Source organism: Thioalkalivibrio sp. K90mix (assembly GCF_000025545.1).
Classification (GTDB): Bacteria; Pseudomonadota; Gammaproteobacteria; order Ectothiorhodospirales; family Ectothiorhodospiraceae; genus Thioalkalivibrio.
Genome location: NC_013889.1, coordinates 2,513,116 through 2,530,454, shown reverse-complemented (window position 1 = coordinate 2,530,454; position 17,339 = coordinate 2,513,116). Strand labels below are relative to the sequence as shown.

General features: G+C 66.4%; 15 protein-coding genes. 6 read left to right on the top strand and 9 right to left on the bottom strand.

Features of this window, described 5'->3' with window-relative positions; translation table 11 throughout:
* Positions 1 to 4: 4 nt before the first annotated feature.
* The 6 genes from TK90_RS12080 to gshB are packed head-to-tail and all read right to left on the bottom strand — an operon-like array spanning position 5 to position 4,474.
* The gene (locus tag TK90_RS12080; protein ID WP_012983768.1) at positions 5 to 583 is read right to left on the bottom strand and encodes a YqgE/AlgH family protein; all 579 of its coding nucleotides are present in this window, start codon (positions 581 to 583) and stop codon (positions 5 to 7) included.
* A gap of 47 nt (positions 584 to 630) precedes the next feature.
* Positions 631 to 1,563 carry an energy transducer TonB gene (locus TK90_RS12075; RefSeq protein WP_012983767.1) on the bottom strand — a complete coding sequence of 311 codons (933 nt, stop codon included), beginning with the start codon at positions 1,561 to 1,563 and terminating at the stop codon, positions 631 to 633.
* Complete coding sequence (locus tag TK90_RS12070) at positions 1,538 to 2,083, bottom strand: Gx transporter family protein (RefSeq protein WP_041444284.1); 546 nt, start codon at positions 2,081 to 2,083, stop codon at positions 1,538 to 1,540. Before TK90_RS12070 ends, TK90_RS12075 begins: the two co-directional genes overlap by 26 nt.
* Before the next feature lie 7 nt (positions 2,084 to 2,090).
* A complete protein-coding gene (locus TK90_RS12065) occupies positions 2,091 to 2,465 on the bottom strand; it encodes a NusG domain II-containing protein (protein WP_012983765.1) in 375 nt (124 codons plus the stop codon).
* Complete coding sequence (locus TK90_RS12060; RefSeq protein WP_012983764.1) at positions 2,462 to 3,514, bottom strand: FAD:protein FMN transferase; 1,053 nt, start codon at positions 3,512 to 3,514, stop codon at positions 2,462 to 2,464. Before TK90_RS12060 ends, TK90_RS12065 begins: the two co-directional genes overlap by 4 nt.
* Before the next feature lie 18 nt (positions 3,515 to 3,532).
* Positions 3,533 to 4,474 carry a glutathione synthase gene (gene gshB, locus TK90_RS12055; protein WP_012983763.1) on the bottom strand — a complete coding sequence of 314 codons (942 nt, stop codon included), beginning with the start codon at positions 4,472 to 4,474 and terminating at the stop codon, positions 3,533 to 3,535.
* A 193-nt stretch (positions 4,475 to 4,667) separates the two neighbouring features.
* On the opposite strand from gshB, the gene TK90_RS12050 reads away from it, so the two are divergent.
* Genes TK90_RS12050 through TK90_RS12025 form a run of 6 tightly spaced genes read left to right on the top strand, consistent with a single transcriptional unit; the run spans position 4,668 to position 14,182 of the window.
* Positions 4,668 to 5,087 carry a PleD family two-component system response regulator gene (locus TK90_RS12050; protein ID WP_017925122.1) on the top strand — a complete coding sequence of 140 codons (420 nt, stop codon included), beginning with the start codon at positions 4,668 to 4,670 and terminating at the stop codon, positions 5,085 to 5,087.
* A 38-nt stretch (positions 5,088 to 5,125) separates the two neighbouring features.
* A complete protein-coding gene (locus TK90_RS12045) occupies positions 5,126 to 5,491 on the top strand; it encodes a PleD family two-component system response regulator (RefSeq protein WP_012983761.1) in 366 nt (121 codons plus the stop codon).
* Complete coding sequence (locus tag TK90_RS12040) at positions 5,488 to 6,066, top strand: chemotaxis protein CheW (protein WP_012983760.1); 579 nt, start codon at positions 5,488 to 5,490, stop codon at positions 6,064 to 6,066. The genes TK90_RS12045 and TK90_RS12040 overlap by 4 nt, the downstream gene beginning before the upstream one ends.
* Before the next feature lie 35 nt (positions 6,067 to 6,101).
* On the top strand, positions 6,102 to 8,180 hold the full coding sequence (locus tag TK90_RS12035; protein WP_041444283.1) for a methyl-accepting chemotaxis protein: 2,079 nt from the start codon (positions 6,102 to 6,104) through the stop codon (positions 8,178 to 8,180).
* A 15-nt stretch (positions 8,181 to 8,195) separates the two neighbouring features.
* Positions 8,196 to 13,694: an Hpt domain-containing protein gene (locus TK90_RS12030; protein WP_012983758.1), complete on the top strand. Its 5,499-nt coding sequence runs from the start codon at positions 8,196 to 8,198 to the stop codon at positions 13,692 to 13,694.
* The gene (locus TK90_RS12025; protein ID WP_012983757.1) at positions 13,691 to 14,182 is read left to right on the top strand and encodes a hypothetical protein; all 492 of its coding nucleotides are present in this window, start codon (positions 13,691 to 13,693) and stop codon (positions 14,180 to 14,182) included. The genes TK90_RS12030 and TK90_RS12025 overlap by 4 nt, the downstream gene beginning before the upstream one ends.
* A gap of 12 nt (positions 14,183 to 14,194) precedes the next feature.
* On the opposite strand, the gene TK90_RS12020 is transcribed toward TK90_RS12025, so the two are convergent.
* The 3 genes from TK90_RS12020 to ahcY form a co-directional block, all read right to left on the bottom strand.
* The gene (locus TK90_RS12020) at positions 14,195 to 14,962 is read right to left on the bottom strand and encodes a 16S rRNA (uracil(1498)-N(3))-methyltransferase (RefSeq protein WP_012983756.1); all 768 of its coding nucleotides are present in this window, start codon (positions 14,960 to 14,962) and stop codon (positions 14,195 to 14,197) included.
* 6 nt (positions 14,963 to 14,968) lie between these two features.
* Positions 14,969 to 15,823, bottom strand: coding sequence for a methylenetetrahydrofolate reductase [NAD(P)H] (gene metF / locus TK90_RS12015; RefSeq protein ID WP_012983755.1), 855 nt, complete (start codon positions 15,821 to 15,823; stop codon positions 14,969 to 14,971).
* Between the two features lie 95 nt (positions 15,824 to 15,918).
* Entirely contained in the window at positions 15,919 to 17,331 is a 1,413-nt protein-coding gene (ahcY, locus tag TK90_RS12010; protein WP_012983754.1) for an adenosylhomocysteinase, read from the bottom strand.
* Between the last annotated feature and the right edge of the window lie 8 nt (positions 17,332 to 17,339).

Below are 17,339 nucleotides of genomic sequence, written 5' to 3'. Positions count from 1 at the left end.
CGCCTCAGGCGTGGCCGGGCGCGGAGCTGATCAGGTTGACGTCGATGCCGATCAGCTTGGCCGCCCCGGCCCAGCGCTCGGCGCTGGGGTGGTCGAACAGGATGTCGGCATTGGCGCGGGTGGTCAGCCAGGCGTTATCGGCCAGTTCGCTCTCGAGTTGCCCCGGCCCCCAGCCGGCGTGTCCCAGGGCGATGAGGACGCGGTGCGGGCCGCGGCCCTCGTTGATGGCCTCCAGGATGTCGCGCGAGGTGGTCAGTACGATGGAGTCGGTTATGGGCTGGCTGCCCCGCCACTCGGGCTTTCCAGTGTGCAGCACGAAGCCGTGCTCGGGCTGGACCGGGCCGCCCCGGTAGACCGGGATCTCCGGCAGCTCGTCGCGAGGCTCGAGATCGACGTGCTGCAGCAGGTCGCGCAGCGACAACTCGGTGGGCTGGTTGATGACCAGCCCCAGGGCCCCTTCGGCGTCGTGGTCGCAGATGTAGGTGACCGCATGGCTGAAGTAGCCATCGTTCAGGCTCGGCATCGCGATCAGGAAGTGATCGCGCAGGCTGGCCGCGCTCGAGCTGGAAGGGGCTTGCGTCATGTGTTCAGTATCGGCGCTGCTCCGTTATGCCGCAAGGAACCCGGGGCCTACCGAATCTGCTCCATCTGGTCGCGGCGGAAGGCCCAGGTCCGGGTGATCACGAGTTCGTCATATTCCTCGCGCATCTGCTCGGTGAAGGGGGCATAAGGGGCGGCCAGCTCCACAATGCGCATCGCGGCCTGGTCCAGCACCGGCTCGCCGGAACTGCGGGCGATCTCGATATCCATCAGCTCGCCATCCGGGTTCAGGCGCACCGACAGCACCAGTGTGCCGGACAGGCCCCGGCGGCGGGCCTCGTCGGGGTAGTTCAGGTTGCCGACGCGCTCGACCTTGTTGATCCAGGCCTGCAGATACGCGGCCTCCGGCGCGCTGCGCGCGGCGAGGCTGTCGAGGTAGCGGGTGCGGGTGGCGCGGGTGGAGAATTCGCGGCGCTCCTCGGCCGGGGCCGCGCGCGCGGTGTCCAGGCCCCGGTTCATCAGCGCGGCGGCCGACGGGCGTTCCTCCGCCTGAGGGGACTCGATCGGTTCGGGTTCGGCGACTTCGGGGGCTGTCGGCGCGGCTTCGTCCGTCTCGGCCTCCACGGCCTCGGGCTCCGGTTCGGGTTCCGGCTGGGCGGGCTCCATGACCAGCGGCCCCGCGTCCGGCAGCGGGGCCTCGACCCCCTCGGGCTCCGGTTCGCCGATGCCTTCGGCCTCGGCCTCCGGCGACAGCGCCTCCTGCACCTCCTCGCCTTCGCCGCTGGCGGCCTGGTCCTCGGTGGCGATGCGCTCGACCTCTTCCGGCTCTGGCTCCTGTGCGTCCGGGTCGGTCACCCAGGTCACGTCCAGGGGCTCGCGGGAAGGCGTGTCCAGTGGGTCAACGGCGAAGCCGATGCCGAGGATGATCAGGGCATGCGCGACCACGGCCAGAAACAGCATCGGGCCCAGCTGGCCGCGACGCTGCGGAGATTCGGGTTCAAGGGTGCCGTGCGAGACGGACATGGCGCTGGATCCGGGGGTCTGCGAGCACGTGTGCGGCCAGTATACCGGTCACGCTGCCGGCAATCAGGGCGGCCAGCAATAGTGGGGGTAGCACCAGTGGCAGGTTCGGGTGCGGGATGATCACGCCCCAGGCCAGCAGGAACTGACCGGTGATGTGCGCCATCGCGGCGGCGATGGCGAGGCCCAGCGCGCCGATATGGCGTGGCGCCAGTGGGCGCAGCAGACCGAGCGCGGCCAGGGCGGCCAGGGCCCCGGCCAGCGACAGCCAGAAGGCGGGGCTCAGCAGCGTGCCGAGCAGCAGGGCGGCGCCGACGACCCGGATGAGGGTGACCGCGACCGCCGCGCGCCAGCCCAGAGTGAGCAGGGCGATCAGGGTCACGATGTTCGCCAGCCCCGGCTTGATACCAGGCACCGGGCTCGGGATCGCCGCCTCCAGGACCTGGACACCGATGGCGATGGCGGCCAGCGCGGCAATGGTGCGGTCGCGTTGTGTCAAAGTGTCGGGGGTGGAGATGGTCACGCCGGGCTCAGTAGTGAAGGCTGTCATGGCTGGGGCCGCGACCCTGGACCTGCAGGGTCAGCCGGTTGGGGAGGCTGACCGCGACCTCGCCGTGGCGCTGCAGCCAGCCGCTGTTCTCGCAGATGTTGCGCGTGCCGGGGGATTCGGCGCAGCGCGCCCTGCCCGGCTCGATCTGCACGCGGGTGATGCCGGCCGGGCCGTGGATCTCGATTTCGCGGGTGCGGTCCAGGGGTTCCTGCCGTGGCGGCTCGCCGGTCTGGGTGATGACCAGCATGGAGGCCTCCGTATCCGGCAGGTAGGCAAGGACAAAGGCCGCGACCACTGTGGCGCTGGCCAGGGCGGCGATCAGCCCGTCGCCCCAGCGCAGATGGGAAAACGTCACGGCAGAGCGCGCTCCTCGAGCGCGGGCTGGCTGTCTTCCATGCGCACCCGTTCGACCATCGCCGGGGTTGCCTCGATGCGATCGTCGAGCACCACCAGGGCGGCCTCGATACCCATCTTGCGGGCATAGCGCGGCCATTCCTCGGGGCCGGCGATCATCAGCGTGGTCGCGGCGGCATCGGCCAGGGCAGGGTCGCTGTGCAGCACGGTCGCGCCGTGAACGTCTCTACTGGGGCGTCCGCTGCGCGGGTCGATTACATGGTGGATGTGTTCGCCGTCCCATTCGTAGCCGCGCTCGTAGTCGCCGGAGCTGAACAGTGCTTCGCCTGCATCAAGCTCGATACTCCCGAGAATGCCACCCTGCGGGTGGCGGATCGCGACCTGCCAGGCCCGATCCGTGGGGCGCCCGAGGGTCATCAGGTCGCCACCGGCGTTGAAGATCGCGGCCTCCACACCCTGGTCCTGCAGCAGGTCGAGCATGCGTTCGACGGCGAGGCCCTTGGCGAGCCCCCCGAAATCCAGCTGCAGGTCCGCGTGCTGGCCGCGCAGACGTACCCCATTGCGCTCGACGTCGCGCATGCTGGGCGGATCTTCGAGCAGCGCCTCCAGGGTTTCGTCGTCCGGTGGCGGGCCCTCGGGCTCGTCCTGATGAAAGCCCCAGGCGGCGATCAGCTTGCCCAGCGCCGGGTTGAACAGGCCGTCGCTCAGCTCTTCCATTTCCTTGCCACGTTCAATCAGTGGCAGGACAGAGGGCGGGGCGCTGAACTCGGCCCGAAGCGCCAGCAGTTCATTGGTGCGCCCGAGTGATCCGGGCTCCCAGGCATGCCAGGAGGTATGCAGGATCTCCAGTTCGGCCTGCAGCTCGGATTCCAGCGCCTCCAGGTCGTAGGCCCCGGCGGGGTAGAGCGTGACGTCCACGATCGTGCCAAAGGCGAAGAAATTCAGGGTCACGGTGTCGGGCGTGTCGCGGTCGCAGCCGGCCAGGGCCAGCGCGGCGAGCAGAATCGGTCCGACGAGGGCCTGGCGGGCGCGCAGAAACGGGATCGGCATGGGCATCACCTCGCGGGATCAGGGGTGGGTCAGGTAGTCGATGAACTGGCCGGCGAGGTCGTCGCCGCAGGCGGCATCGAGTTCGCGTACGCCGGTGGGGCTGGTCACGTTGATCTCGGTCAGGTAGTCGCCGATCACGTCGATACCGACGAAATCCAGGCCTCGGCGCTTGAGCTCGGGGGCGATCTGCGCGCAGATCCAGCGGTCGCGATCGGTCAGGGGTACGGCCTCGCCGCGCCCGCCGGCGGCCAGGTTGGCCCGGGTCTCGCCCTCGGCCGGGATTCGTGCCAGTGCATAGTCGTAGGGTTCGCCCCCGATCAGGATGATGCGCTTGTCGCCGGCGGTGTATTCCGGCAGGAAGCGCTGGGCGACAATGGTGCGCCGATCGAATTCGGTCATGGTCTCGAGGATGACCGAGAGGTTGGGGTCGCCCTCGCGGATGCGGAATACCGAGGCCCCGCCCATGCCGTCCAGTGGTTTGACCACGATGTCGCCGTGGTGATCGAGGAAGGCGCGGATGCGCGCGCGGTCGCGGGTGATCAGGGTCGGCGGCCCGCAGTCGACAAAATGCGTGGCGAAGGCCTTCTCGTTTACATCGCGCAGGGCCCCGGGCCGATTGACTACCCGCACGCCGTCACGCTCGGCCAGGTCCAGGGCGTAGGTGGCGTAGATGTATTCGAGGTCGAACGGCGGGTCCTTGCGCATCAGCAGGAGATCGAAGCGACTGGCGTCGCCTTCTTGCTCGGGCCCCAGGGTGTAGTAGTCCTCGCGCTGGTCGCGCACCGCCACCGGGCGGCTGCGGACATATGCGCGCCCTTCTTCGATCCACAGATCGCCGGGTTCCAGGTAGTGCAGGCGGTGCCCGCGTGCCTGGGCGGCGAGCAGCATGGCGAAGGTGGTGTCCTTCCAGGGCTTGATGCCGGCGATGGGGTCCATCAGGACAGCGATGTCATGCGCCACGAGCGGTTCCGCAGTGTCAGAATGTGGCTCGAGTATGCCATGTCATTGCGGCGCTCATGGATCCCCGTCGAGGCAGGGCCGCTTCTACTCCTTGCGCTGCTCGCGGGGGCAGGCAATATCATTGTGTGCTGTTTGTCACGGGCTCGAGCTTCCGATAGATTCGGGGGCGCAGAGAGCCTTCAGGGGGAGCAGGGTGGCGAACGCATTGGCAGAAGCGGACTCGGCTGCCGAGTTTCAGGGGCTGAAAGTCATGGTCATCGATGACAGCAAGACCATTCGGCGCACGGCCGAATCCTTGCTGCAAAAGCACGGTGCGGACGTCATTACGGCCGTGGATGGCTTCGAGGCCCTGTCCAAGGTGGCCAACTCCAACCCGGATATCATTTTTATCGATGTCATGATGCCGCGTCTGGATGGCTACCAGACCTGCGCGCTGATCAAGAACAACAAACGGTTCCGGGCCACGCCGATCATCATGCTGTCGAGCAAGGACAGCGTGTTCGACAAGGCCAAGGGCCGCGTGGTTGGCTCCGAGGATTACCTGACCAAGCCCTTCACCCGGGATGACCTCCTGGGTGCGATGCGCCAGTACACTCGCCCGGCAGGAAGCTGAACCCCGCCGCACCACAAGATGCCGACAAGGAACGACCCATGGCCCGCATCCTGATCGTTGATGACTCCCCGACCGAGATCCATGTCCTGCGCACCATGCTGGAGAAGCATGGCCATGCCGTGACCACGGCCGAAAGCGGCGAGGAGGGCGTGGCTGCGGCCAAGGCGCAGGTCCCGGATCTGGTGCTGATGGATGTGGTGATGCCGGGGCTCAATGGCTTCCAGGCCACCCGCGAGTTGTCGAAATCCGACGAGACCTCGCATGTGCCCGTGGTCGTGGTGTCCACCAAGGACCAGGCCACGGACCGGGTCTGGGCCATGCGCCAGGGGGCCCGGGACTACATCACCAAACCGGTGGCGGAAAAGGACCTGCTGCAAACCATCGGTAAGTACCTGAACGCATGAAGATCGAGCGGTCCACGCCCTACGCCCTGCTCGCGAGTCTCGATCGCGAAGGGCGTCGCGTGAACCGCGAACTGCGAAGGGATATCGGCACGGGCTGGCGCGGGGTGCTGCTCCGTGTCGCCGATTTCCGTTTTCTGGTCGACATGGATTCGATCGCCGAGGTGGCCGATCCGCTGTCGTTGACTCGAGTGCCGCTGGCGGACCCGGCCGTGCTGGGTGTGGGGAATCTGCGCGGGCTGGTCCTGCCGGTATTCGACATGGGCAAGCTGTTGCTGGACGTTCCCTTGCCGCACGATGCGGCCGGGCAGCGTGTCGTAGTGGCCCCCCAGGGACACGGTATGGCCGGTTTGCTGGTGAGTCAGGTCGAGGGCATGCGGCGCTGCATTCCGTCGCAACGGCGACTGCAGGTGTCGGTGCCCGACCGTGTGCGTCCCTTTATTACCGGTGGATTCGACCTTGGGCACCGGTTGCACCCGGTGCTGGATCTGGATCTGCTTTTGAATGACACCAATCGCTTTGCCGGCATGGAGCTGGCTGGGGCATCGAATACCGAACAGACCGCGACCGCTGTATAAGCGGAGCCGGCGGGCTGCAACAGGGGGTATGACGTATGGGATCGAGTCGACGCTTGCGCAATATCGTCCTCGGGGGGGTGCTGGTGCTGGCCCTGATCGCGACGGGCGTGGCTTTTACCTACCACGAATTCGAGCAAAGCCAGTATCGCGACCGTGTCGCCCTGGCCAGCGAGATGCAGCTGCTTTCGCAGCGATTGGCGACGGGTACCCTGGAAGCGGCCGGGGGCTCCGAACAGGCGATTACCGATATCACGGAGTTGCGCAACCGCTTCGACGATCAGTTCGAGCGGTTGCGCGATGGGGGCGACGGTCTGCTGCCGCTGCCCGAGGCAGTGTCCAGCGAACTGTCGGACGTCAATCGCGAGTGGTCGCTTTATCGTGATGATGTCACCACCGTCATCGTGGGCTCCGATGACATTGAGCAGGTGACGGAGTTTTCCGAGGCGGTGGAGGCCTTCTCGCCCGAGCTGGCACGTCTGTCCGATGACGTGGTGCGGCGCATGGTCCAGATCGGGGAGTCGCCGGAGCAGGTTTATGCGGCCTCGCGCCAGACCATGCTCATTCAGCGCATCGCCAATAACCTCAACCAGGTGTTGCAGGGTGGCGCCGCAGCGGCTACCGCGATCGAGCGGTTCGAGCGCGATGCCACGTTGTACGGGCGTGTGCTCGATGGCCTGATCGAGGGCTTCGAACCCCTGGGTATCGAGCGCGTCGATGACGCCGAGACCCAGCGTACGCTGCAGGAGATCGCGACGTTGTTCATCGCCTTCAGCGAGGCGGTCGAGGGGGTGCTGGATACCTCGTCGCAGATCTTCGAGATCAATGCGGCCGCCTCCTCGGTCGAGGCTCGCTCTGGGGCCATGCTGGATGTGACCGGTGGTCTCGAGGCTGCGCTCAACCGCGAGGCCGAGCAGGCGGGTGTGATTGCCCTGGTCGGGTTCGCCCTGGGTGGTCTGGCGCTGCTGCTGTTGATCGCGATGGGGCTGTTCCTCTACCGCGACACCAAGCGCGAGCTGGCCGAGACTGAGGCGCAGAACGAGCGCAACCAGCAGGCCATCCTGCGCCTGCTGGACGAGATGATGAACCTCGCCGATGGGGACCTCACCGTCAACGCGACCGTGACCGAGGACTTCACCGGGGCGATCGCGGACTCGATGAACTACGCGATCGAGAACCTGCGTACCCTGGTCGCGACCATTAACACGGTGGCCGCGGACATCAGCGAATCCTCGGCCGCGACCCGTTCGCAGGTGCTGGGGCTGGCGGAGAAGTCCGAGGAACAAGCCCGCGAGATCCAGCAGGCGAACGATGCAATCGACGAGGTGAGCGAGTCGGTCGACAAGGTCGCGCAGGATGCCGGGCAGTCGGCCCAGGTGGCGCGAAATTCGGTGGAGATCGCGTCCAAGGGCGCGGCCACGGTGCGCCGCTCGATCGAAGGCATGGATACCATCCGCGAGCAGATCCAGGAGACCGCGAAACGAATCAAGCGCCTGGGCGAGTCCTCGCAGGAGATCGGCGACATCATCGGGCTGATCAATGATATTGCCGAGCAGACCAACGTGCTCGCGCTGAACGCTGCGATCCAGGCCTCCGCCGCAGGCGAAGCGGGGCGCGGGTTCGCGGTGGTGGCGGACGAGGTCCAGCGCCTCGCGGAGCGCTCCTCCGGCGCGACGCGTCAGGTCGAGGGTCTGGTCAAGGCGATCCAGGCGGATACCAGCGAGGCGGTTTCGTCGATGGAACAAAGTACCGCCAACGTGGTGTCCGGGGCCGAGATGGCCCAGGCGGCGGGCGAGGCGCTGGCCGAGATCGAGCAGGTGTCTGCCGATCTGGCGGATCTGATCGACGGGATCGCGAACTCGGCACGCCAGCAGTCGGAGATGGCGCGCAACGTGACCTCGATCATGGGCCAGATCCGCGAGATCACCTCGGAGACCACTCAGGGTACCCAGTCCACCGCGGCCGCCATCGGCGATCTGGCGCAACTGTCCGCGCAGCTCCAGTCCTCGGTGTCGGACTTCAAGCTCCCCGACCCGACGCTACCCGAGCCTGGCGACGATACCGCCGAGCCCGATGCGTCCTCCGAGGAAACCGTCCCGAACGAGCAGCGCGCCTGACGCCGGGCCGCAGATATGGCACCCAGCGCACTGAATTGGGTCCGCGACGAGCTCGACAAGCTCTTTGTCGAACTCCAGGACGCCCTGCGGCGCTATGCCGAGGACCCTGCCTGTAGCGAGTGCCTCGATGAGGCCCGCGCGGGACTGGAGCAGATTCGCGGCACCCTGACCATGGTGCAGGTCGAGAGCGTGGTCCTGATCTGCGACGAGATGTTGCAGGTGATGGATCTGCAGCAGGGAGCCGAGCCGCCCAGCCCGGAGGCAACCGAGGCGCTCTTGCGCGCCGCGCTGCAGTTGCCCGACTACCTTGAGCAGGAGGGCGACTCGGAACTGCCTTCGCCGATGATCCTGGTCCCGTTGCTCAACGAGCTGCGTGCAGCGCGGGGCGCCACCTTGCTGATGGACGTCGCGGCCTTGATGCCGGATCTGCAGGTGGTGGACGACGGTCGAGTCGGGGCCGGTGGTGAGGCGCTACAGCCTGAGGAGCGCGCACGGCGCCTGCAAGAGGCCCGTCGCGGCTTTCAGCGCGAACTTCTCGAGTTGGTTCGCGGTGATGTGATCGCGGCGGCTCGCCGCCTGAAGCCCGTGGCACAGCAGATCGAGGAAATGGTCCCCCCGGGGGATCTCCGGCGCCTGTTCTGGATTACCGGTGGCATCCTGGAGTCGCTCGCGGACGAGGGCCTCGAGGCCAGTACCGACATTCGCCGCCTGATCGGGCGTGTGGACCGCGAGCTCGGGCGATACCTGGGCATCCTCAGCGAGCATTGCGAATCGAACGACGATGGCTCGGAGCCCGATCACGCCATCCCGGATGACCTGATCAAGACCTTGCTGTTCCACATTGCGGGGTCAAGTTCCGATGGCGAACAGGCGCGCGCGGTGCGCGAAGTGTTCGGTCTGGACGCGCTGCAAGGCGACGACGGCGGAGGGGTCGGCCAGGCGGTCTATCAGAATCTGCGCGCCGCCCTGGAAGACGACCTGGCCGAGGTGCGCGAGCGTCTGGACGTGCTGATGCGTTCGGAACAGCGCGGCCAAGAGGAATTGGCCAGCCTGAGCGAACAGGTCGAGCGGATCGGCTCGACCCTGAGTCTGCTCGGTCTGGAGGCGGGCCAGCGCCACACCGATGCCCTGATGGAGGCCCTGACGCCGGAGCGGGCCGGGCAATCCGACGAACAGGTCGACATGGAATTGGCCGAGCATCTACTGGCACTGGAGTCGCTGCTCGAATCGGGCCTGCGTCGGCGTGCGGCCAGCGGCCCGCGTGCCGACTTTGATCGCCACCTGGCGGCGGCGGTCTACCAGGAGGCCCTGGTGGACGTGCGGCGCGTGCGCGATACCTTGCTCGGATACCTCTCCGGAGAAGGCGCGGATAACGGGCTGCACGAGGCCCGCAGCGCGCTGGAGCGGGTCGACGGTGCGATGTCGATCGGCGGTTTCGAGGCCCTGCAGGCCCTGTTGCAGCCGTTGATCCGCTATCTGGAGGCTCGTGCTGACGCCGGGCTGGCGGCACGCGACCTGGGTGAGGACGAGGTCGGGGCGCTGGCGGAGGTGTTGAGCTCGATCGAGCTGGCGCTGGAGTCCTCCGGGCAGCCCTGGCGCGAGCTGGATAGTGTCCACGAGCGGGGTGTGGCCGCACTGCAGCGTCTGGGCGCGATCTCCGGTGGCGATGCGGTCGAGCGCCCCGTTTCGCTGACCGATGTGTCCCTGGGTGCAAGCGGGGAAGAACTTTCACCGGGTGACGATATCGAGGAGGTCACGGGGCAGGAAGAGCCGCTGGCCGTTTTTGCTGAGGCCGAGGAGGATATTCCCGAGCCGGCGGCAGTATCCGAAACCGCTCCGGCCCCGCCGGTGCATGTCTCGAGTGCAGAACGTTTGCACTACGACGAGTCCGTGTTGTCCTCGCAGGTTCGGGGGCCGGATATCGATCCCGAGATTCTCGATATCTTCCTCGAGGAAGCCGACGAGGAGATCGAAAGCCTCGGCGAGCAGTTCCCGCGCTGGCAGGCCGCGCCCTCCGACATGGATGCCCTGACGGTGATCCGTCGTTCCTTTCATACGCTCAAGGGTTCCGGCCGCCTGGCGGGGGCCTTGCGTCTGGGGGAATTTGCCTGGGTCGTGGAGTCATTCCTGAATCGCCTGCTGGAAGGCGGGCAAGAGGCGGACTTCGCGACCATCCAGGCACTTGAGGATGCAATTGCGGTCCTGCCGGGCCTGGTGGCAGAAGTCCGTGACGATACCGGCCCGGATACCCCGGTACTGGATATCGCCTTGCGCCTGCAGGCACTGCTGTCCGGCGAGATGGAGCCGGCGGAGGAATCAGCCGAGATGCCGGCCGGTGCCGAGGACGATTTTGCCGCGCTCGCGCGCAGCATGGAGGCCCTGGACTCCGCTGGCTCTGCCGAACCCGAATGGCCGGCAGCCCCCATTCCGGAGGCCCCGGAAGACCAACTGGAGGCGGCGGAGCCGCTGGACCTGGATGCACAGGAGCTGGATGCGCCCGAGGCTGCCCTCGAGCCGCCTATCCCTGCGGAACCCGCGCTGGAAACAAACGACGAAGCGCTCGAGCTGCCCGAGGACGCGGGCACCGACCCGCAACTCTGGCAGGTGTTCTCGGCCGAGGCCCGTACCCATCTGGCTACCCTTCGTGAATGGATCGACGCGTCCGGGAGCCGGCCCGACAGGGTGCCGAATCACGAGCTCGAGCGCGCACTGCATACCCTGAACGGGAGTGCCCGAACGGCCGACATCCGTGGCATCTACGCCGTGTGCGGCCCGTTTGAGCGCATCGTGCGCATCCATCGCGAGATGGAGTGGCCGCTGGCGGCGCGCGCCCAGACCCTGCTCGCCGAACTCGAGCGCTACGTGGCGGATGCAGTGGCCGACGAGCATCCCGACCCGCTCAAGACCGACGCACCGCCCAAGTGGTCGCCCGAGGTCTACGAGCTCCTCGACCATGCGACCGCCGAGCAGTTGCTGCGCGCTACCGACGAGGATGCCGCCGAGCAGGTCCCCGAGCCGCCACAGTCGGATGCGCACGAATCGGCGCTTGAGCCACCGCAACCGGATGTCGACGACGCGACACCTTCGACGTCCGAGCCAGCGGAGGCCGAAGCGGTGGGCGCCGAGCCCGGCGACGCCGGGCTGGCGGGCGAGCCGGATGCCGGGCTGGAGGTGGAGCTGGAGGAAGAGATCGATCCGGAGTTCGCCGAGGTATTCATCGAAGAGGCCCGCGATATCCTGGAGGCCGCGTTCGCGGCCCTGGCATCGTGGCGCGAGGCCGGCGGCCGTCCGGGGCCGGATCAGAATGCCTTCCAGCGCGAGGTGCATACGCTGAAGGGCAGTGCCCGGATGGCTGGTTTCGAGGTGGTCGGGGCGATTGCCCATGCCCTGGAAAGTGCCTTGGGCGTGGAGACCGAGACCGGACTGGAGCCCCGAGAAGGATTCTTCCGGCTGGTCGAGCGCGCATTGACCGATGTCCAGCACCTGGTCGAGCGCGGGGTCGGTAGCTGGCAGACGAACGAAGAGGCCAGCGAGACCCTGCCGGCCTTGCGCGACTGGGCATCCGGTGGTGGTGAAGAGTTCGAGAGCCAGCCGGCCCCCAGCCGTGAGGCCGAGGACGCGGAGCCCGCGGCCCTGCTGCCGGACGACGAGCCGGAGACCGCCGCGCAGCCCGCGCCGATGGATGCACGCCGTATCCAGGACCAGGTACGCATGGATGCCGAGGTGCTGGATGCGCTGGTCAATCATGCCGGTGAGCTTGCGACCTTCCATCGTCGCTTCGAGCAGACGGTGGGTCGTGTCGAAGGTCAGGTCGATGAACTGGAGCGGACGATCGCTCGCCTGCGCGAGCAGCTGCGCAAGCTCGAGATCGAGACCGAGGCGCAGATTCTGTTCCGGGTCGAGAAGGAGAGCGGTGATGAGGCGGTGGATTTCGATCCGCTGGAGATGGACCGCTATTCCGGCATTCAGCAGCTCTCGCGTGCGCTGGCCGAGAGTGTCAGTGACCTTGAGGCCCTGAAGCAGGACGTGGGTGACGAGCTGCAGAATGCTGGCGGTATCCTGCTGCAGCAGCGTCGCGTGGGGACTGATCTCCAGGACCAGCTGATGCGCCAGCGCATGGTGCGCTTCGCGCGTATGGCCCCGCGTCTGCGGCGTGTGGTACGCCAGGCCGGCGACGACATGGGCAAGTCGGTCCGTGTGGAGTTTTCCGGGCAGGGGGCCGAGCTCGACCGCGCATTGCTGGAACGGCTGGTCGCCCCGCTCGAGCACCTGCTGCGCAATGCAATTGCGCACGGTATTGAGGACAGCGAGGCGCGTCGCGCGGCCGGCAAGGCGGAAACGGGCCAGATCGTGGTGTCGCTCGAGCAGTCAGGCAGCGAGATCCGCTTGCAAGTGACGGACGATGGCGCCGGGATCGATGCCCATGCTATCCGCACGCGCGCCGTGGAGCGCGGGCTGCTGACAGCCGATGCCGAGATTACCGATGCCCAGGCCCTGCAGTTGATCCTGCAGTCCGGGTTCTCCACTGCCACGGAAGTGTCGCAGGTGGCCGGTCGCGGGGTGGGGCTGGATGTGGTGAACAGCGACGTCAAGCAACTGGGCGGCACGCTGGAGATCGATTCGACGCCCGGACGAGGCTCGCGCTTTACCATGCGGTTGCCGTTTACGCTGGCGATCTCGCAGGCATTGCTGGTGCAGGTGGGCGAGGAGATCTTCGCCGTGCCCATGGCGTCCGTGGAGGGCGTCGTGCGGGCGCATGCCGAAGAGGTCGTGGCCGGCGGCGACGGGCATGTGAGCTATCCCTACGCCGGTCAGGACTACGCCGTGCGGGCCCTGGGTGACCTGATGGGTGTCGAGACACAGGCCAGTGCCAGCCATCTGCCGGACCACGCGTTCCCGCTGTTGCTGGTGCGCGCCGACGATCAGCGCGTGGCGTTGCGGATCGACGGGTTGCTGGGGAGCCAGGAAGTGGTTGTGAAATCGGTAGGCCCGGTCCTGAGTCGTATCCCCGGGGTCGCTGGTGCCACTCTGCAGGGCGATGGCTCGGTCATGCTGATCCTCGACCTGAGCATGCTGGTCCGGTTCGCGGCGGCCACGGCGGGCACTGTCGAGGCGGGCGTGCCGGCGGAGATTGCCGGTGCCCCGCGTATCATGGTCGTGGATGACTCGATCACCATCCGCAAGGTTACCGCGCGTCTGCTCGCCCGCCATGGGTACGATGTGGTCACGGCCCGCGACGGTCTCGATGCCGTGACGATGCTGGAGGAGCGGCGACCGCAGCTGATCCTGCTGGATGTGGAGATGCCGCGCATGGACGGGTTCGAGTTCGCTGCCCATGTCCGCGACCATCCGGAGTTGAGTCAGGTCCCGATTATCATGATCACATCACGCAGTGGCACGAAGCATCGCGAGCGTGCCTCGCGGCTGGGTGTCAATGGCTATCTGGGCAAGCCGTATCTGGAGAATGACCTGCTGGACGAAATCCGGCGTCACCTTGAGGAGGTTCCCGCATGAGCGAGGAGACCCGCGAGCCGTCGGTCGAATCGGTGATCGTGCAGCTGGACACCGGGTCCATCCTGTTGCCGCGTAGCGCCTTTCTCGAGGTCACCACCCGGGCAGGTGCCGTGCAGACTGATCACGAGCATGCGGACATCCCCTGGCTGGAGCCCACGCTGATCTGGCAGGACGTCCAGGTGCCCGTGGTCAATGTCCACCGTCTGTTGTATCCCGAACATCCAGCCGAGGATGCGCAGCGCCGGTTTACCCGCTTGCTGGTCATGCAGGCGATTACCCAACCGGACCGACTGCCATTCTATGCGCTGGAGGTACGTGGCACGCCACATCCGGTGCGCATCACGCCGCAAAACATCTATGCCGTTGACGAGGCGGACGCCTCTCCGTGGGCGTGGAAGGTAAAGGCGTCGGGAGTGACCAGCCACCTGTTGCGGCTCGATGCGATCGAGGATCGCCTGCTCGAGCTTTCACAGCCGGAAGCGGTATAAGCGTGCTGGTCCCTAGGTGAGGGCGGCCCCACCGTCGAGATCCCCGAGCCTCCATTGCACCAGGGTCAAGAGGCTGATCGCGGCCGTTTCCGTGCGCAGGGTACGGGGGCCCATGGCGACCGCTTGAAACCCGGCGTTGCGCGCCTGGATGCGTTCCTCGTCGGTCAGCCCCCCCTCGGGTCCGATCAGTATCCGTACCCGCCCGGACGTGCCCCCCTTCCCGAACGAGTCGAGCGCCCCGGACAGGGGTGGGCCCTGCTCGTCCGCGACCAGGTCGAGGCCGGGTGAGCTGGCGTCCAGGGCCTCGTCCAGTGTGGCGGGTGGCACCAGAAGTGGTAGCTCGTTACGGCCGCATTGTTCGGCCGCCGCCTGGATGATCCCGGCCCAGTGGGCCTGGCGCTTGTCCAGCCCTCGGTGGGCGGCGGCCGAACGGCTGCGCTCGCAAAGCACGGGCCGGATCACACTGATACCCAGCTCCACCGCCTTCTGTACCGCCAGGTCCATGTGGTCGCCTCGGGCAATGCCCTGGAGAAGCTCAATGGGGCGTGCGGGTGTGGTGGGGGCGGCGGCGCGGTCACCCAGATGGAAGGTGCCGGAACGACGTCCGGTGACCTCCAGGCGGGCATGGAATTCGTTGCCCTGGCCGTCGAACACCCGGCAGGCGGCATCGTTCTTGAGGCGCAGGACATTGGTGGCGTAGTGCAGCCGGTCCTGCGAAGCGGGAATAGACTGCCCCGCGGCCAGATCCGTGTCGTTGATCAGAAGCCGGGGGCAGCGCATCGGGTGTTACCGACGGTTGTCCAGGTCCAGGTTTTTCCAGATGGTCTCGGTCGGACCGGCCTGGTTCATGGAGTAGAAGTGGATGCCCGGGGCGCCCTTGTCGAGGACGTCGTCGGTCAGGCGTGTGGCGATCTCGATGCCAAACTTGCGGATCGACTCCTTGTCGTCGCCATAGGCCTCCATCCGCTTGCGGATATAGCGCGGGATCTCGGCGCCGCACATCTCGGAGAAGCGCACGATCTGGGTGTAGTTGGTGATCGGCATGATCCCGACAATGATCGGGATAGTGATGCCCATCTTCTCCACCCGTTCCATGAAGGCCTCGTAGGCGTCCACGTTGTAGAAGTACTGGGTGATCGCGGCATCGGCGCCGGCGTCCACCTTGGTCTTGAAATTCTCCAGGTCCTTCTCGGCGTTCGGGGCCTGCGGATGGAACTCCGGATAGGCCGCCACCTCGATCTTGAACTGGTCACCGAACTCGGCGCGCACGAACTCGACGAGCTCGGAGGCATAGCGGAAGTCGCCGCCGGAGTTCTTGGTGCCGGACGGCAGGTCGCCGCGCAGTGCGACGATACGGTTGACGCCGATGTCGCGGTAGGTCGACAGCAGCTCGTGCAGCTCGCCCTTGGTCGAGGAGATACAGGAGACGTGCGGGGCGGCCGGGATGCCGTCCTTGTTGATGATGTCCTTGACCGTTTCCAGGGTGCGGTCACGGGTCGAGCCGCCGGCACCAAAGGTTACGGAGTAGAACTCGGGTTTGAGGGCGCCCAGACGCTTGCGGGCCTTGGCCAGCCGTTCGGCCCCGGCCTCGTCCTTGGGCGGGAAGAATTCAACGCTGAAGACGCGTTTTTGGTCAGACATGTTTGTCCTCCAGACAAAAAGAAGGCGGACCGCACGAACATGCGGCCCGCCCCGGCGTTCACATTAACAACGAATTGAAATGTGAGGCTGGCCGATCAGTAGCGGTAGTGTTCCGGCTTGAACGGGCCATCCACCGGCAGACCCAGGTACTTGGCCTGTTCGTCGGTCAGACGGGTCAGGTTGGCACCCAGCTTCTTCAGATGCAGCTGCGCGACCTTCTCGTCCAGGTGCTTCGGCAGCACGTAGACGTTCTTGTCGTACTGGTCACCCTTCGTCCACAGCTCGATCTGGGCCAGGGTCTGGTTGGTGAAGGAGTTGGACATCACGAAGCTCGGATGGCCGGTGCCGCAGCCCAGGTTCACCAGGCGGCCTTCGGCCAGCATGATGATCCGGTTGCCGTTCGGCAGGATGATGTGGTCAACCTGCGGCTTGATGTTCTCCCACTCGTACTTGCGCATCGCGGCCACGGCGATCTCGGAGTCGAAGTGACCGATGTTGCAGACGATGGCCTGATCCTTCATGCGAGTCATGTGATCTTCGGTGATCACGTCCTTGTTACCGGTGGCGGTAACGAAGATCTCGGCCTTGTCGGCGGCCTCGTCCATCGTGACCACGCGGAAGCCTTCCATCGAGGCCTGCAGGGCGCAGATCGGGTCGATCTCGGTGATCCACACGGTGGCACCCAGGCCGGCCAGCGACTGGGCGGCACCCTTGCCGACGTCACCATAACCGGCGACCACGGCGATCTTGCCCGCGATCATCACGTCGGTGGCGCGCTTGATGGAGTCCACGGTGGACTCGCGGCAGCCGTACAGGTTGTCGAACTTGGACTTGGTGACCGAGTCGTTGACGTTGATCGCCGGGAAGGCCAGCTCGCCGTCCTTCGCCATCTGGTACAGGCGATGGACACCGGTGGTGGTCTCTTCGGTCACGCCCTTGATCTTGGCGAGCTGCTCGGAGTACCAGTTCGGCTGCTTGGCCAGGCGATCCTTGATCGAGGCAAACAGGGCGATCTCTTCTTCGTTCTCCGGGTTGGAGATGACGGACTGGTCCTTCTCGGCCTTGGCACCGATGTGCAGGAGCAGAGTGGCGTCACCGCCGTCGTCCAGGATCATGTTGGCGCCGCCGTCGAATTCGAAGATGCGGTGGCAGTAGTCCCAGTACTCTTCCAGGGTCTCGCCCTTCACGGCGAAGACCGGGGTGCCGTTGTCGGCAATCGCGGCCGCGGCGTGGTCCTGGGTGGAGTAGATGTTGCAGGAGGCCCAGCGCACGTCGGCGCCCAGGGCTTCCAGGGTCTGGATCAGAACCGCGGTCTGGATGGTCATGTGCAGGGAGCCGGCAATCTTGGCGCCCTTCAGCGGCTTGGAGGCCGCGAACTCTTCGCGGGTCTGGATCAGACCGGGCATTTCGGTCTCGGCGATCGCAATTTCCTTGCGGCCGAATTCGGCAAGGTTGATGTCCTTGACGACGTAATCGGTCGTTTTCTTGTCGTTCATCACAGCATTCATGGATCAAC

Excerpts from the sequence above, each read along its gene's own strand:
- TK90_RS12080 (WP_012983768.1), bottom strand. The coding sequence starts at position 583 with ATGACGCAAGCCCCTTCCAGCTCGAGCGCGGCCAGCCTGCGCGATCAC.
- TK90_RS12075 (WP_012983767.1), bottom strand. The coding sequence starts at position 1,563 with ATGTCCGTCTCGCACGGCACCCTTGAACCCGAATCTCCGCAGCGTCGC.
- TK90_RS12060 (WP_012983764.1), bottom strand. The coding sequence starts at position 3,514 with ATGCCGATCCCGTTTCTGCGCGCCCGCCAGGCCCTCGTCGGACCGATT.
- TK90_RS12045 (WP_012983761.1), top strand. The coding sequence starts at position 5,126 with ATGGCCCGCATCCTGATCGTTGATGACTCCCCGACCGAGATCCATGTC.
- TK90_RS12040 (WP_012983760.1), top strand. The coding sequence starts at position 5,488 with ATGAAGATCGAGCGGTCCACGCCCTACGCCCTGCTCGCGAGTCTCGAT.
- TK90_RS12035 (WP_041444283.1), top strand. The coding sequence starts at position 6,102 with ATGGGATCGAGTCGACGCTTGCGCAATATCGTCCTCGGGGGGGTGCTG.
- TK90_RS12030 (WP_012983758.1), top strand. The coding sequence starts at position 8,196 with ATGGCACCCAGCGCACTGAATTGGGTCCGCGACGAGCTCGACAAGCTC.
- TK90_RS12025 (WP_012983757.1), top strand. The coding sequence starts at position 13,691 with ATGAGCGAGGAGACCCGCGAGCCGTCGGTCGAATCGGTGATCGTGCAG.
- TK90_RS12020 (WP_012983756.1), bottom strand. The coding sequence starts at position 14,962 with ATGCGCTGCCCCCGGCTTCTGATCAACGACACGGATCTGGCCGCGGGG.
- metF (WP_012983755.1), bottom strand. The coding sequence starts at position 15,823 with ATGTCTGACCAAAAACGCGTCTTCAGCGTTGAATTCTTCCCGCCCAAG.
- ahcY (WP_012983754.1), bottom strand. The coding sequence starts at position 17,331 with ATGAATGCTGTGATGAACGACAAGAAAACGACCGATTACGTCGTCAAG.